Source organism: Streptomyces polyrhachis, assembly GCF_042663125.1.
In the GTDB taxonomy this organism is placed as follows: Bacteria; Actinomycetota; Actinomycetes; order Streptomycetales; family Streptomycetaceae; genus Streptomyces; species Streptomyces polyrhachii.
Map to the genome: position 1 here is coordinate 35,105 of NZ_JBHSZO010000040.1, position 15,281 is coordinate 50,385.

Annotated in this window: 10 protein-coding genes; 5 read left to right on the plus strand and 5 right to left on the minus strand. The window is 74.9% G+C overall.

Going from position 1 to position 15,281, the window contains the following annotated elements:
- Positions 1 to 144: 144 nt before the first annotated feature.
- Positions 145 to 1,236 (plus strand): acyltransferase, encoded by a 1,092-nt coding sequence (locus ACFQLX_RS21605; protein WP_386417610.1) that lies wholly within the window; start codon positions 145 to 147, stop codon positions 1,234 to 1,236.
- A 7-nt stretch (positions 1,237 to 1,243) separates the two neighbouring features.
- Here ACFQLX_RS21605 and ACFQLX_RS21610 read toward each other — a convergent pair whose 3' ends face one another.
- Positions 1,244 to 2,176, minus strand: a complete 933-nt coding sequence (locus ACFQLX_RS21610) for a class I SAM-dependent methyltransferase (RefSeq protein WP_386417612.1) — start codon at positions 2,174 to 2,176, stop codon at positions 1,244 to 1,246.
- A 174-nt stretch (positions 2,177 to 2,350) separates the two neighbouring features.
- Between ACFQLX_RS21610 and ACFQLX_RS21615 the strand changes: the two genes are divergently transcribed.
- The gene (locus ACFQLX_RS21615; RefSeq protein WP_386417613.1) at positions 2,351 to 4,513 is read left to right on the plus strand and encodes an N-6 DNA methylase; all 2,163 of its coding nucleotides are present in this window, start codon (positions 2,351 to 2,353) and stop codon (positions 4,511 to 4,513) included.
- Between the two features lie 269 nt (positions 4,514 to 4,782).
- Here the strand turns inward: ACFQLX_RS21615 and ACFQLX_RS21620 are convergent, their stop codons facing one another.
- On the minus strand, positions 4,783 to 5,508 hold the full coding sequence (locus ACFQLX_RS21620; protein ID WP_386417617.1) for a hypothetical protein: 726 nt from the start codon (positions 5,506 to 5,508) through the stop codon (positions 4,783 to 4,785).
- 321 nt (positions 5,509 to 5,829) lie between these two features.
- On the opposite strand from ACFQLX_RS21620, the gene ACFQLX_RS21625 reads away from it, so the two are divergent.
- The 3 genes from ACFQLX_RS21625 to ACFQLX_RS21635 all read left to right on the plus strand — a co-directional run bounded on the left by ACFQLX_RS21625 (position 5,830) and on the right by ACFQLX_RS21635 (position 9,019).
- A complete protein-coding gene (locus ACFQLX_RS21625; protein WP_386417618.1) occupies positions 5,830 to 6,564 on the plus strand; it encodes an HNH endonuclease family protein in 735 nt (244 codons plus the stop codon).
- A gap of 82 nt (positions 6,565 to 6,646) precedes the next feature.
- Positions 6,647 to 7,642, plus strand: a complete 996-nt coding sequence (locus ACFQLX_RS21630) for a glycosyltransferase family 2 protein (protein ID WP_386417620.1) — start codon at positions 6,647 to 6,649, stop codon at positions 7,640 to 7,642.
- 3 nt (positions 7,643 to 7,645) lie between these two features.
- Positions 7,646 to 9,019, plus strand: coding sequence for a polysialyltransferase family glycosyltransferase (locus ACFQLX_RS21635; RefSeq protein WP_386417622.1), 1,374 nt, complete (start codon positions 7,646 to 7,648; stop codon positions 9,017 to 9,019).
- 16 nt (positions 9,020 to 9,035) lie between these two features.
- Here the strand turns inward: ACFQLX_RS21635 and mfd are convergent, their stop codons facing one another.
- The 3 genes from mfd to ACFQLX_RS21650 all read right to left on the minus strand — a co-directional run.
- Entirely contained in the window at positions 9,036 to 12,602 is a 3,567-nt protein-coding gene (gene mfd / locus ACFQLX_RS21640) for a transcription-repair coupling factor (RefSeq protein ID WP_386417623.1), read from the minus strand.
- Positions 12,603 to 12,788: 186 nt separating this feature from the next.
- Complete coding sequence (locus tag ACFQLX_RS21645; protein WP_386417625.1) at positions 12,789 to 13,727, minus strand: hypothetical protein; 939 nt, start codon at positions 13,725 to 13,727, stop codon at positions 12,789 to 12,791.
- Between the two features lie 189 nt (positions 13,728 to 13,916).
- The coding region (locus ACFQLX_RS21650; RefSeq protein WP_386417626.1) for an SUKH-4 family immunity protein at positions 13,917 to 15,281 on the minus strand (1,365 nt) is incomplete at its 5' end.

Here is a 15,281-nt window from a genome sequence, read left to right on the forward strand (position 1 = left end):
CTGCCGGGCGTGTGCGCTCACGAGTGTGTGAACCGGATCACGATCTTAGGGATCCGGGGCGCCCGGCACTACACCTTCGACACGGCCGGCTCAAGTTCTCCTGGTGTTAGCGGGACGTACACCGGGTCACCAGAAGGTGTCCGCGTGACCACAACCGAAACCCCCGTCCGGCGGACCGCCCCCGCCGCGATACCGGCGGACGCCCCCGCCGCCGCCCGCCCCCACCGCTACGACGTCGACGCGATCCGGCTGCTCGGCTCGTCCGGGGTGATCCTCTCGCACGTGGGCGCGCTGTCCATCGAGGCCGTGGGCCGCACGGCGGACAACGGGCCGGCCGCCTACTGGGCCGGGATGGCCGCCAACGCGCTGGGGGCCTACGCCGTACCGGTGTTCTTCGCCATCGCCGGCTGGGCGGTGCTCTCCGGGGCGCCGCCCAAGGACGAGGGCCGGATGCTGCGGCGGCTGCGCACCACGCTGGTGCCGATGTTCGTGTGGACGGGCATCTACCTGCTCTGGGCGCACGTGCGGGGCACGAACGAGGCGCCCGTCGCCGAGCTGGCGGTCGACTCCCTGGTCGGCAGCGTGCGGCCGGCGTACCACCTCTGGTTCATGTACGCCTACCTGCCGATCATCGTGCTGCTGGCCTTCGTGGTGCTGCTGCGCGCCGGGCAGCGGCCCTGGCGGCTGGGCGCGGTGCTGGTGCTCTGCGCCGGGGGGCCGGTCCTCTTCAACGACCTGCACAGCCTCACCGGTTGGGACCTGCCGAGGTTCGCCTGGAGCTTCGGGGTCTACTCGATGGTCTACGCCGTCATGGGCGCCTTCCTGCTCAGCCGCCGCACCGCGGTCGGCGGCCGGCGGGCGCGCCTGGCGTGGCTGGGCGCGGCGGCGCTGTGCGGGGCGGGGGTGCTGTACTACCAGACGCAGGTGCACTACGCGATGCCCAACGCCTCGCTGCTGGGCGCGCTGTTCACCGCCTCGGTGGTCCTGGCGCTGGTGCGGCTGCGCGTCCCCGAGCGCGTGCGCCCGTACGTCTCGCGGCTGGCGAACGCGGCGCTGGGTGCGTACCTCTGCCACATCCTCGTCATCGAGCTGGTCGCCGAGCCGTTCGTCGACACCGGCGCGGGTCCCGCGGCAGCGTGGGGACTGACCGCGGGACTGACGGTGGTGAGCATCGCCGGGTCGTTCGGGCTGAGTCTGCTGTGGCAGCGGCTGGGGCTGAAGAAGATCCTGGGCTGAGTGCTTCTCAGTCGGCCCGCGGTGAATCAGCGCGCAGGAAGGCCGAGTTGGCCACCCGGCCGAGGAGGGTGAAGCGGCTCTCGCCCTTGAGGTGCACCTCCAGGGCCTCCGCGACGCCGGGCCAGGAGGGGTCGCCGTAGTCGTCCAGGACGACCACGCCGCCCGGTGCGGCGATCTCCTCCGCCCACCGCAGGTCGGCCAGGACGCCGTCGCGCGAGTGGTCGCCGTCGATGATGATCACGCCGTACGCGCGGTCGGAGACGGCCGCCCGCACCTCGGGGTCCTCCGAGAAGCCGGGCTGGATACGGGCCCGCTGCCCGGCGGCGCCCGCCAGCGCCAGGTTCTCCAGCACGGCCGCCCGCCGCACCGGGGTCCCGCTGGGGTCGGGGCGGTCGGCGGCGGCGTCCGGCTGGAGCTGGGTGCCGGCGAGCGGGTCGACGATGGTGACCTCCGGTGCCAGGCCGGAGCGCTGCAGGGTGCGGGTGAGGGCGGCGGCGAAGAGGCCGTAGAGCGTGCCGATCTCCAGCACCTCGCCGTTGGGCGGGCGCAGCAGCGGGACGGTGGCGAGCTTCCCGCAGATATTGAGGGTGCCGCCGGCGATCCGGCCGACGCCGAGCGCCTCCAGCGCGACGAGGGTGCGGAACGCCTGCGCGGTGTTGCGCCGGGCGTGGCCGGCCTGCGCGCCGGTGGTCTCGGTGATCTGGTCGGCCAGCCTGGCCAGTTGGTGCGCGGTGGGGGTACGGGCGAGTCCGCGGCCCTCGCTGCCCAGGAGCAGGTCGAGGGCGTGGCGGAAGCGCGCGTCCTGCGGGTCGGGCTGGGTGGAGGCCTCGTGCGGGGCGGCGGCGGTGTGGCGGCGCAGGGCGCGGTCGATGCGCTGGTCTATGAGCGTGGCCACCGGGCGCAGGAGGCGCCGGGCCGGGCCGCTGGTGAGAATCGTCATGAGGGCACCTTCACCACGGGCAGGTTGCCGTGGCGGCAACGGCTGATGGCCGGGGGGTGGCGGGGATCGGGGGGTGCGGGAAACGCGCACGTGGGCTTTGCGCGCGCTGTCCCGCCGGGGGCCGGCTACCGCTCCGTACTGGTGTGAACCGTGTCAACACCGTAGGGTGACCGCATGCCCGACGCCGCCTCCCGCACGCCCCCCGCCCAGGCCGCTCCGACCACCGTGACCGCCGCCGGTATCGCCCGGCTCGCGGGCGTGGGGCGGGCCGCCGTGAGCAACTGGCGCCGCCGGCACACCGACTTCCCGCGCCCGGTGGGGGGGACGGAGACCAGCCCCCACTTCGACCTCGCCGAGGTCGAGGCGTGGCTGCGCGCCCAGGGCAAGATCGGCGGCGTCCCGCAGCGCGAACGCGTCTGGCAGCTCGTCGCCGGCCATCCCGGCGGCGCCCCCGCCGGCCTCGCCCTCGCGGGCGCCGTGCTGCTGCTCGTCCACGAACATCCGGCGCGGTGGCTGGAGTTGGCGGCACTCAAGGGCCCTGCGGGCACTGAGAGCACTGAGAGCACTGCGGACGCGCAGAACGCGCGAGACGCGCAGTCCGCGCCGCACCTGGCCGGCGCCCTGGCCGAGGTGCTGACCGAGCGACTCGGCCCGGAGCACCCCGTCCGCCTGCCCCCCGCCGCCCCGCACTCGGAGCTGGTGCGCGCCACCGCCGACCTCGCCGCGGAGTTCGGGGAGGCACGCGGCGCCTACGAGTTCCTCCTCGGGCGCTATCTGGAGACCAACCCCCGCCAGCACACCCTGACCCCGCCCGAACTGGCCGTCCTGGTCGCGGGACTGGCCGTGCCGCCGGGGCCGACCGGGCCCGGCGACCGCGCCGCCACCGTCCTGGACCCGGCGGCCGGCGCCGCCACCCTGCTGCTCGCCGCCCCCGGCGACGGCCCGCGCCTGGCCCAGGAGTCCGACCCCGACCTGGCCGCGCTGGCCGCCCTGCGCCTGGCCCTGCACACCCCCGGCCGGGTACGGACCGCCGCCGCCGACACCCTGCGCGCCGACGCCCTCGCCGGCCGGGCGGCCGACGCGGTGGTCTGCCACCCCCCGTTCAACGAGCGCAACTGGGGCCACGACGAGCTGGCCTACGACCCCCGCTTCGGCTACGGCCTGCCCGCCCGCACCGAGTCCGAACTGGCCTGGGTCCAGCACGCGTTGGCCCGGCTGACCGAGGGCGGCACCGCCGTGCTCCTGATGCCCCCGGCCGTCGCCTCCCGCCGCTCCGGGCGCCGCATCCGCGCCGAGCTGCTGCGCCGCGGCGCCCTGCGCGCCGTGATCGCGCTCCCGCCGGGCGCCGCCCCGCCGCACAGCGTGCCGCTGCACCTGTGGGTGCTGCGCCGCCCGCCGGCCGGGGCGCTCCCGCCCAGCGGCCTGCTCTTCGTCGACGCCGGGGAGACCTACGGCACCGGCCGCGAGCGCATCGACTGGGCCGCCCTCACCGCCGACACCCTGGCCGCCTGGCGCGCGTACGACCGCACCGGCGAGCTGCCGGAGCGCCCCGGCACCCGGGCCGTGCGCCCGGTGGTGGAACTCCTCGACGACGACGTCGACCTCACCCCCGCCCGCCGCCTCCCCCCCGCCCCCGGCGGCCCCGCCGGCACCACCCCGGCCGAGCTGGACGCCGTACGCGAGCGCCTGGGCCGCACCCTGGCCCTGGCCGCCGAGCGCACCCCGCCGGCGCCCACCGCCGCGCCCGCCGCCGCCCCGCCGTGGACGACCGTGGGTGAACTGGCGCGCGCGGGGGCCCTGTCGGTGCGTACGGGCGGGGCGGGCGCGGGCGGTGCGGGAGCCGTCCTCACCGTGCAGGACGTGCTCGACGGGGCGGCGCCCTCCGGGACGCTCCCCGAGGGCGAGCCCGAGGAGGCGGTGCTGCTCGCCGAGGGCGACGTGGTCGTCCCGCTGAGCAGCGCGGGCGGCCCCAGCGGCCCCCATGGCACCGCCCGCGTCGTGGACGCCGCCACGGCGGGCGCGGCGCTCGGCGCCCGGCTCGCGCTGCTGCGGCCGGCCGCCGGCGAGCTGGACCCGTGGTTCGTCGCCGGCTTCCTGCGCGGTACGGCCAACGCCCGCCAGGCCGGCGTCTACGCCACCGCCGCCGGCCGCCTGGACGTACGGCGCCTGCAGCTGCCCCGGCTGCCGCTGGAGCGGCAGCGCGTCTACGGCGCGCAGTTCAGGTCGCTGGCCGCCTTCGAGGCGGCGCTGCGGGAGACCTCGCGGCTGGGCGCGCTGCTGGCGCAGGGGCTCTACGACGGACTGGCGGACGGGACGCTGGGGCTGGCGGAGGAGTGAGCGGGGCGGGGTGGGGACGGCCGCCCTGCCCGGGGGGCGATCCGGGGCCGCGTGTCGTCTCCGCTCGGTACGCTGCCGCCCTGCGCATCGCCCACCTGCTGCTCTCCCTGGGCGACCGCCCGGCCGCCCAGGCGGAGCTGGGCTCGCTCCTGCACGAGGTCCAGCAGCGCTACGGCCCGCAGCACCCCGTGGCGGACGGCGCCCGGCGGGCACTGGCCGACCTGCCCGCGTACGGGGCCGTTGAGGGAACGCCCCTGCCTCCCGCCCCCTCAGCCCTCCAAGTCGAGGATCTCCTTCCTGTCCGGCACCCGCACGTCGACAGCCTCGTTGTAGTCGCCGAAGACGACCGTGCTCGGCTCGTCGCCGCCCTTCTGCGCCAGCTTCAGCAGGTAGGGCCTGCCCTCGGTGGCGACGAGGGCGGTGTTGTCGGAGCCGTCCGCGCCCTTGCCGGTGAGCGTCAGCGCCTTCGCCCCGCCGGCCTCGGTGACGGGGCCGCGCTCGACGCTGCCCTCGTCCTCGTCGAAGTTCTTGAACAGCTCGTCCAGGTCGCAGAGTCCGGCCAGGTCCCTGATGTCGGCGTCACTGACCGAACTCTTGATCCACTTGCCCTTCATCACCTTGACCACGGCGTCCACCTGCTCCTTGGGGTCACCTTTGCTCTGGGCGCGCACGAAGGCCTCATCGGAACGCAGGTAGACGGTCCTGCCCTCCTTGATGATGTCGACGGAGCCCTGACCGGCCAGCGAGAGCGAGGCGTTGCAGCGGGCGTCGCGGTCGAGGGAGACCCTGCCGGTGATGCGGTTGGCGTCGGAGGTGACGTCCAGGTCCATCGTCACCGAGCGGGCGCTCTTGGTGGTCTTCAGCGCCTTGTCGAGGACTTCCGCGCCGGAGAGCCCGCTGAAGGGCCCGTCCTCCCCGCCGCCGGAGCAGGCGGCGGGTCCGAGCACGGCGACGGCGCAGAGGGCGACGGACAGAGCGGGTCGCTGGAGCTTCATGGGGGTGGTCCCTCGGTTGCGGGGATACGCCGGGACTGCCCGGAAGCGCGACGGCGTGTTGGCAAGACACATCACACCAGAGCCTGTGAACCGAGTCAACCTAGCCAGGCTTGCCCCCATCCGCCCCCCACCAGCCCCCACCAGCCCCCATCCGCCCCCACCAGCAAGCGCTACCACCCGCGACCGGCGCACGAGCACCCCGCGACCGGCAGTAGGGTGGTGGACCGCAGGGGGCCCGCTTCCCCCACACGGGCCCCCTGCGACTCGGCGCCGCCCGTGGCCCGTACCCCGACAGGCGCCCGACGCACGGGAGTTACGCCGATGACCCACCGCGCCGCAGCGGCGACCGCAGTCCTGCTGACCACCCTCACCCTCGCCGCGTGCTCCCCCTCCCCCGACCCCGCGGACACCCCCGCCACCGGCGCCGGCGCCAACCCCCTGACCAACCCGGCGGGCACGAAACCGGGCCTGGCGCCGATCTCCTCCGCGGAGGACGAGAGGGCGGCGCGCGAGCTGATCTCCACGCTGGCCACCAAGGGGCGGGGGCCCAAGACCGGGTACGAGCGCGCCGAGTTCGGCTACGCCTGGATGGACACGGCGGACGGCGTCCCGCTGGCGGGGAACGGCTGCGACACGCGGAACGACCTGCTGAAGCTCCATGGCCGAAACGCCCGGTTCCGAGCCGGCTCCGACTGCGTGGTCGTGTCGATGACGCTGCACGACCCTTACACCGGCAAGGACATCGCCTGGAAGAAGACGAAGGCGGCCGAGGTCCAGATCGACCACGTGATCCCGCTCTCCTACAGCTGGCAACTGGGCGCGTCCCGCTGGCCGGAGTCCAAAAAACGCCAACTAGCAAACGACCCCCTGAACCTGCTTCCCGTCCAGGGCCGCGCCAACTCCGCCAAGAGCGACTCGGGCCCGGCCTCCTGGCTCCCCCCGAACACCCGCGTCAGATGCGCGTACGCGGTCCGCTTCGCCCAGGTCGCCCTGAAGTACGACCTCCCGGTGACCCCCCCGGACAAGCGGACGATGCTGCGCCAGTGCGAAGGCTGAGCGCGGCCGACATCACCCAGTGTTCACCCGGCGGACGCCTCAGGCACATCCGGCACCCCCGCGCCCTGGCTAGGGTGCCGAGGTGCCCCACCATGCGCCCAGCCTCTCCGTGATCGTCCCTTTCCACAACGTGCGGGACTTCGCCCCCGACACCCTGCGCTCCCTCGCCCGCAACGCGGCCGACGACCGGGAGTTCATCCTGGTCGACGACGCCTCCACCGACGGCACGGGGGAGATCCTCGACCGCGCGGCGGCCGAGCTGCCGGGCGCCCGCCTCGTACGGCACGACGCCAACCAGGGCATCGCCCGCGCCCGCAACAGCGGCATCGACGCGGCCCGCGGCGACTACCTGACCTTCCTGGACGGCGACGACTGGTACGGCCCCGGCCAGCTGGACGACCTGCTGCACGCCGCCGAGTCGCTCGACGTCGACTTCGTACGCACCGACCACGTCCAGGTCAACGGCCGCAAGCGGACCGTCAAACGCGCCCCCGCCCGCATCCGGCAGACCGCGCTCAGCGCCCGGGACGGCATCGCGCCCGCGGACCTGGAGACGATGGTCGACTACCCCTTCGTCTGGGCCGGCATCTACCGCAGTGCCCTCTTCGCCGACGGCCGCATGCGCTTCGCGCCCGACCTGCGCACGGCCGAGGACCGGCTGTGGACCTGGCAACTGCACCTCACCGCCGAGACGTTCGCCGTCACCGGCCTGCTGGGCACCTTCTACCGCCGCGGGGTGACGACCTCCCTCACCCAGATCCGCGACGACCGCCAGCTCGACTTCATCCCGGCCCACGACGCCATGCTCCGGGCGGTCCTCGCCGACCCGGAGGCCGAGCGCTTCCTGCCCAAGGCGGTACGGACCTACTGCGCGCTCCTCGCCTTCCACGCCAACAACGCCGACCGCTACGAGCCGGCCGCCGCACGCCGCCTGAAGCAGGCGTCCGTCGAGGCGCTGGAGCGGATGCCCCAGGACGTACTGGAGGAGACCCTGCGCGGGATGGACGAGGAGCGCAGCCGCCTGCTGCGCCGGATGCGGCCCCGACGCGCCGCGAAGCTCGCCGGGAAGGCCGCCTGACCCGTGTCACGTACCACCGCTCCCCACACCCACCGCCGCGCGCAGGTCTTCGAGGTCTCCACGCTCTACGGGGCCGCCACCCTCGCCGCGGCCCTGGACGCCGGCCTCTTCGGCCCGCGTGAGGCGACGCTGCGCGTCCTGCTCGTCTCCAACAACGCGGCCATCCCCGAAACCGCCGTCCAGCTCCCGGAGATGGCGGGCTTCGCCGCACTCGCGGCGCGCTTCGACGACGTCGTCGACTGGAACCGCGAGATCGCCCCGCACCACCCCGGCACCTGGGCGCCCGCCGGGCACGACGCCCCGATCTGGCAGCGGATGCTGCGCAGGAGCTGGGGACTGGGCGACGGACCGCTGGAGCTGGTGGTGGAGTCCGTCACCGCGGCCCCCGCCAAGGCCCTGACGATGATCTTCGGCGACGCCTCGGTGCACGTCTACGCGGACGGCCTGATGAGCTACGGCCCGACCCGCGACCCGCTGCCGCAGTACATCGCCTGCCGGGTGCGGCGCCTCCTCCACCTCGACCTGGTGCCGGGGCTGGCGCCGCTGCTGCTCACCGAGTACGGGGTGCCGGCCGAGCTGGTGCCCTCCGAGGTCTTCCGCAAGGTGCTGGACGAGCTGTCCGAGCCGGTGGAGGTCCGCGACGCGCGCGGGGGCGTACCGACGGCGGTGGTGCTGGGCCAGTACCTGGCGGCCCTGGGCATCCTCACGCAGGCCGAGGAGGAGGAGCTGCTGGCGCGCATGGTGCGCGGCGCCGCGGCGGCGGGCCACACCTCCGTACTCTTCAAGCCGCACCCGACCGCCCCCGCCAGCTACTCGCGCGCCCTGGAGCGGGCGGCTGAGGAGGCGGGGGCGGTGCTCACCACGCTGGAGCGGCCGATGCTCGCCGAGACGCTCTACGAGCAGCTGGCGCCCCGGCTGGTCGTCGGCTGCTTCTCGACGGCGATGCTGACGGCCGCCGGGCTGTACGGGATCCCGATCGCCCGCACGGGGACGGAGCTGCTGCTGCGGCGCCTGCGCCCGTACCAGAACAGCAACCGGGTGCCGGTCACCATCGTGGACGCGGTGGTACCGGACGTCGACGCGCTCGCCGGCGGCGCCGAGGCGGCCCCCCGCCGCTCGGCGGCGGAGCTGGGCCCCCTGCTGACGGCGGTCGGCTACTGCATGCAGGACAAGCGCCACCGGCGCCTGCGCCCTGCGGTCGTGCGGTGGCTCTCGGCGCATCAGGGCGAGGAGACCCTGCGCTACATCACCCGCCGCCGCCTCACCGCGCTGGAACTGCCCGGCGGCGTGGTCTCCGGCGCGGCGGCGCGGCGGCTGCTGCCCGCGGCCCGCCGGGCGGTGCGCACGGCGCGGAAGGTGAAGCGGCTGGTGCGCTGAGGCCCGCGGGTCCCGCTCAGCCGTCCACGATCGTCGTCAGGAACTCCCCGACCCAGGCCAGCAGTTCACGCCCCACCACCGGCTTCCCGCCGATGGTGCCGCTGCTGGGCCTGGGGACGAGGATCTGGCGGGCCCCCGCCTTGACCACCGAGCGGGGGTAGAGGCGCTTGAGGCGCAGCTCCTGCGACTCGCGCAACTCCACCGGCGCGAAGCGGATGTTGGCGCCCTGGAGCACGATCTCGCCGACCCCGCTGGCCCGCGCCAGCATCCGCAGGCCGGCGACCAGCAGCAGGTTCTCCACGGGCTCGGGGAGCTTGCCGTAGCGGTCGGTCAGCTCCTCGCGCACGGCCCTGACGTCCTCCTCGGTGCTCGCGGCGGCGATCGCGCGGTACGCCTGCAGGCGCAGCCGCTCGCCGGGCGCGTACTCGTGCGGGATGTGCGCGTCGACCGGCAGCTCGATCTTCACGTCGAGGAGTTCCTCCTCGCGCCCGCCGCCCTCCATGGAGGCCCGGTAGTCGGCGACCGCCTCGCCGACCATGCGTACGTACAGGTCGAAGCCGACGCCCGCGATGTGCCCGGACTGCTCGCCGCCCAGCAGGTTGCCGGCGCCGCGGATCTCCAGGTCCTTCATCGCCACGTACATGCCCGCGCCCATCTCGGTGTGCTGGGCGATGGTGGCCAGGCGCTCGTGGGCGGTCTCGGTGAGGGGCTTCTCCGGCGGGTAGAGGAAGTAGGCGTAGCCGCGCTCGCGGCCCCGGCCCACGCGCCCGCGCAGCTGGTGGAGCTGGGAGAGGCCGAAGTTGTCGCCGCGCTCGACGATGAGGGTGTTGGCGTTGGAGATGTCGATGCCGGACTCCACGATCGTGGTGGAGACCAGCACGTCGAACTTCTTCTCCCAGAAGTCCGTGACGACCCGCTCCAGCGCGCCTTCCGACATCTGCCCGTGCGCGGTGGCGATCCGCGCCTCGGGCACCATCTCGCGCAGCCGCGCCGCCGCCCGGTCGATGGACTCGACGCAGTTGTGGATGTAGAACACCTGGCCCTCGCGCAGGAGTTCGCGCCGGATCGCGGCGGCGATCTGCTTCTCCTCGTACGGCCCGACGAAGGTGAGCACCGGGTGGCGCTCCTCGGGCGGGGTGGTGATCGTGGACATCTCGCGGATGCCCGTGACCGCCATCTCCAGGGTGCGCGGGATGGGGGTGGCGGACATGGTGAGCACGTCGACGTTGGCGCGGAGCTGCTTCAGCTGCTCCTTGTGCTCCACGCCGAAGCGCTGCTCCTCGTCGACGACGACCAGCCCGAGGTCCTTGAACTTCGTCTCGGCGGAGAAGAGCCGGTGGGTGCCGATGACGATGTCCACCGAGCCGTCGCGCAGCCCCTCCAGTACGGCCTTGGCCTCGGCGTCGGACTGGAAGCGCGAGAGCGCCCTGACCTTGACGGGGAACTGCGAGTAGCGCTCGGAGAAGGTCGCGAAGTGCTGCTGCACGAGCAGCGTCGTCGGCACGAGCACGGCGACCTGCTTGCCGTCCTGCACGGCCTTGAAGGCGGCGCGCACCGCGATCTCGGTCTTGCCGTAGCCGACGTCGCCGCAGACGAGGCGGTCCATGGGGACGGACTTCTCCATGTCCTCCTTGACCTCGGCGATGGTGGAGAGCTGGTCGGGCGTCTCCATGTACGGGAAGGCGTCCTCCAGCTCGCGCTGCCAGGGGGTGTCGGGTCCGAAGGCGTGGCCGGGGGCGGCCATCCGCGCCGAGTAGAGCTTGATGAGGTCGGCGGCGATCTCCTTGACGGCCTTCTTCGCGCGCGCCTTGGTCTTGGTCCAGTCGGCGCCGCCCAGGCGGTGCAGGGTGGGGGCCTCGCCGCCGACGTACCTGGTGACCTGGTCGAGCTGGTCGGTGGGGATGTAGAGGCGGTCGCCGGGCTGGCCGCGCTTGCCGGGGGCGTACTCCACCAGCAGGTACTCGCGGGTGGCGTTCTGCACGGTGCGCTGGACCATCTCCACGTAGCGGCCCACGCCGTGCTGCTCGTGCACGATGAAGTCGCCGACCTGGAGGGTGAGCGGGTCGACGGCGTTGCGGCGGCGGGCGGGCATGCGCCGGCCGTCGCGGCCGGCGGCCTTCTGGCCGGAGAGGTCGGTCTCGGTGAGGACTGCGAGCTTCAGCGCGGGGGCGATGAGGCCGTTGTCGAGGGAGCCGCAGGCGACCTGGACGACGGAGGGGTCGATGGCGCCGTCGATACCGCCGGCCAGGCGGGCCGCGACGCCCTCGCCGGCGAGCACCTCCACGGTGCGCTTGGCGGGGCCGTGGGCCTCGGTGAGGTAGACGACGCGCCAGCCCTCGGCGAGCAGGCGGCGGGTGTCGGCGAGCGCGCGCCCGGTGTCGCCTCGGTACAGCTCGGGGGCCTGGAAGCCGAGGTGGACCGTGTCGTCCTCCCCGTCCTCGCCGTCCTCGCCGGCGGCGAAGGGGGAGACGGTCCACCACATCATGCCCAGCTCGCGGGCCCGGTCGCGGACGTCCGCGATGCCCCGCAGCGAGGCGGCGCCCACGTCGACGGGCGCCTCGCCGCCGCCGGCGCTGGCCGCCCAGGACGCCTCCAGGAACTCCTGGCTGGTGGCGACCAGGTCCGCCGCCCTGGTGCGTACCCGCTCGGGATCGCAGACCACCGCCATGCTGCCCTCGGGCAGCACGTCCAGCAGCAGCTCCATCTCGTCGACCAGGACGGGCGCGAGGGACTCCATGCCCTCCACCGCGATGCCTTCGGCGATCTTCCCCAGCAGCTCTCCCAGCTCCGGGTGCTTCTCGGCCAGGGCGGCGGCGCGGGTGCGCACCTCGTCGGTGAGCAGCAGCTCGCGGCAGGGGGGCGCCCACAGGCCGTGCTCGGCGGTCGTGCTCTGCGCGCCGTCGAACGCGGCCAGGGAGCGCTGGTCGGCGACCTTGAAGTAGCGGATCTCCTCGACCTCGTCGCCCCAGAACTCCACCCGCAGCGGGTGCTCCTCGGTGGGCGGGAAGACGTCCAGGATGCCGCCGCGCACGGCGAACTCGCCGCGCTTCTCCACCAGTTCGACCCGCTGGTAGGCGGCGGCGGCCAGTCCCGCGACGACCTCGGTGAGATCCGCGCTCTGCCCCGTGCGCAGGGCGACCGGCTCCAGCTCGCCCAGGCCCTTGACCTGCGGCTGCAGTACGGAGCGGACGGGCGCGACGACGACCGAGACGGGGCCGGCGGCGGGGTCGTCGGCCGAGGGGTGGGCGAGGCGGCGCAGCACGGCCAGCCGGCGGCCGACGGTGTCGCTGCGGGGGGAGAGGCGCTCGTGCGGCAGCGTCTCCCAGGAGGGGAACTCCACCACCGTGTCCGGCGGGAGCAGCCCGCGCAGGGCGGCGGCCAGGTCCTCGGCCTCGCGGCCGGTGGCGGTGACCGCCAGCACCGGGCGTCCGGCACCGGCGGCGAGGGAGGCGACGGCGAAGGGCCGGGCGGCGGGCGGGCCCACCAGGTCGACCTGGGTGCGCAGGCCCTCGGCGGCGGCCTTCACCGCGTCTTTCAGGGCCGCGTCGTCGGAGACGGCGTCCAGCAGTCCGTGCAGGCTCATGGGGCGGCTCATCCATCTGCGGTCGGGCAACGCGAAGTGCCCGGGATCGGCGGATCCCGGGGGTCTCCCAGCGTACGCCGACGCACTGACAGACGTGCCCGGGGCGGGGGCGCGCGGGTGTGTGCGGGGGATCCCGTGGCCGGGGCGGGATCTCCCCGTCCCGGCCACGGGGTTGCGCTCCGGCGCTCAGTCCTCCGACGACCCCGCCGGCGGCGGCACCACCGTGCCGCCCTCCTCCGCCGGGACGTTCATCTGGCCGCCCACCATCGCGGCCAGCGAGGCGCGTACGTGCTCCAGCTGCCCGGTCAGCTCCGTGCGCCGGTCCTGCACGCCGCGCAGCCGGTGGTCCGTCTCGCGCTGGACGCCCTCGACCGCGAGGGACGCCTCGGCCAGCAGCTCCGCGCCGCGCGCCTCCGACCGGTCGCGCTGCGCCGCCGCGTACTTCTCCGCCTCGGCCCAGACCGCCTGCGCCTCCTCCAGGCGCTGCTGGGCGGCGGCGGTGCGCGCGGCCATCTCCAGCGCCCAGGTCGCCTCGCGCTCGCGCAGGTCGCGCTGGTTGACCTCGGCGGCGGCCAGCTCCTCGGCCTCCGACTCGGCGAGGATCGCGGCGGTGCGCTGGCGCACCTCCGCCAGCGCCCGCCCGGCCTCACCGGCACACGCCTGGGCGTCCGCGCGGGCGGCGGCCAGCATCACCGCCGCCTGCGCCTCGGCGGCCGCGACGATGCTGCGCCAGTGCCCCTCCGCCTCGCCGGTCACGCCGCCGCCGGCCGCGCGGGCGGCGGCCAGCAGCTCCTCGCCGTCCGCGCGGGCGGCGGCCAGGGCGGCCTGCGCGTCCTGGCGGGCGGCGGCCCGTACGCCGTCGGCCTCCTCCCGGGCCAGCGCGAGGAGGAAGGTGGCGCGGCCGCCCAGCTCCTCGTACGTCTGCGGGCCCGTCTCGTCCATCCGACGGGCGAGTTGGTCGCGCTCGCGCTCCAGGTCGCGGGCGAGCACGGTCAGCCGGGCCGCGCGCTCCCAGGCGCGATCACGCTCCTCACCGAGGCGGCCGAGGGCCGCGTCGACCTGCTGTGGCCGGTAGCCCCTGCGAACAGTGCCGAAGTCCTCGGACGGCCCCGTGACGGCGGTCATCGGCGGGCTCCTCTCGTACGACAGTGATCTCAGCCGACATCTTTCAGGAACGTGACTAAAAGGCCATAAAACGACACTCCGCCACTTTTCCCTCAAAAAAGGTCACTGCCGTTGAGCCGATAAGACGAAGAAGCGCCCCGCCGGGGGTCCGGGGGGCGCTTCTTCGGCTCGTACGGGGACGTGGGACGGCTACAGCAGGCCGTCCCAGAACTGCTCCAGGACCACCGACCACCAGTGGTCGGGACCCTCCAGCGCGGGCGGGTCCAGGGCCAGGAGCTGGGCCTGGAAGTCGACCGTCCAGCGGCCGGCCTGCTCCGGCGTCAGCCCGTAGCGCCAGCGCCACATGCGGCCCAGCAGCGCCAGGCAGCGGACGAACTCGGGCAGCCCGGAGTTGACGAACTGCACCGGGCCCGCCTGGCCGCCGGGCGCGGCCTCCAGGGGGACGGCGACGATGTGCGCGGTGCCGTACTGCACGCACAGCTGGCGGCCGAAGTCGTTGCCCATCACCAGGTACGAACCCGCGTCCGGCGCCGGCTGCACGCCGCGCTCCTGCGCCAGCTCCGCCAACGTCGGCACCGGGCGGCCCTGGTGGGCCTCGGCCCAGAAGAACGGGCCGAAGTCCACCGGCAGTCCGGACCACACCAGCGTCTGCGCCACCACCTCCGGCACGCCCTGGCGGGCCACCGCCCGCTGGTCGAAGCGGTGCACGCCCTGCGGGAAGGACTGCGCCAGCTCCTGCGCCACGGCCTGCGGCGGCGCGGGCGGCACCGGCTGGAACTGCCCGGGGCCGGGCAGCGGGGCCCGGTTGGGGGCGGGGCGGGCCGGGGCCTCGGCGACCTGGTGCAACTCGCCCTGGTGCTCGATGAGATGGCGCATGCCCTGCCGGCGCGAGGCGTGGTCGCGGCCGTAGGCGGCGGTGTGGCTCAGGCGCGCCTGCGGCCAGGTCTCGCGGATCATCCGGGCGCAGTAGGCGCCGGGAAGGTCGCAGGGCTCCAACTCGGTGTGCAGTTCGAGGACCTGCTGCGGGGGGACGTTCATCGAGCGCAGTTCGTGCAGGATCTGCCACTCCGGGTGCGGGGTGCCGGGCGCCGAGCGGCGCATGACCTGCTGCTCGGTGCCGTCGGCGGTGCGGTAGCGCAGCACGGCGAGATAGCCCGGACCGACGGTGGGGACGGTGGGCTGGGGGAAGCCGTAGCCCCCGGCCGGGAGGGGCGGGGTGGCGCCGGGCGGGGGGAACGGGGCGCCTGAGGCCGGGAACCCGCCGACGCTGGGCGGCGCGGAGGGCGGCGGGGTCCCGGGGGCGGCGGGGGGCGTCTGCGGGACGAGCTGCGTCGGTACGTACGGCGTCCCGGACGGGCCGGGCGCGGCGGGCGCGGCGGGCGCGGCGGGTGTCCCGGGCGCGCCGGGCGGAGGCGGCGGGGTGTGGGGGGACGGCGGGGCCGGTGGGGCGCCGTTGTCGCGCTTGGGGCGCGGCGGGAAGGGGCCGGCGGCCTTCGCGGTGGCGGCCTCGGCCAGGTCCGAGGCCCCCCCGCACGGCCTGCAGCGTACGCGCGA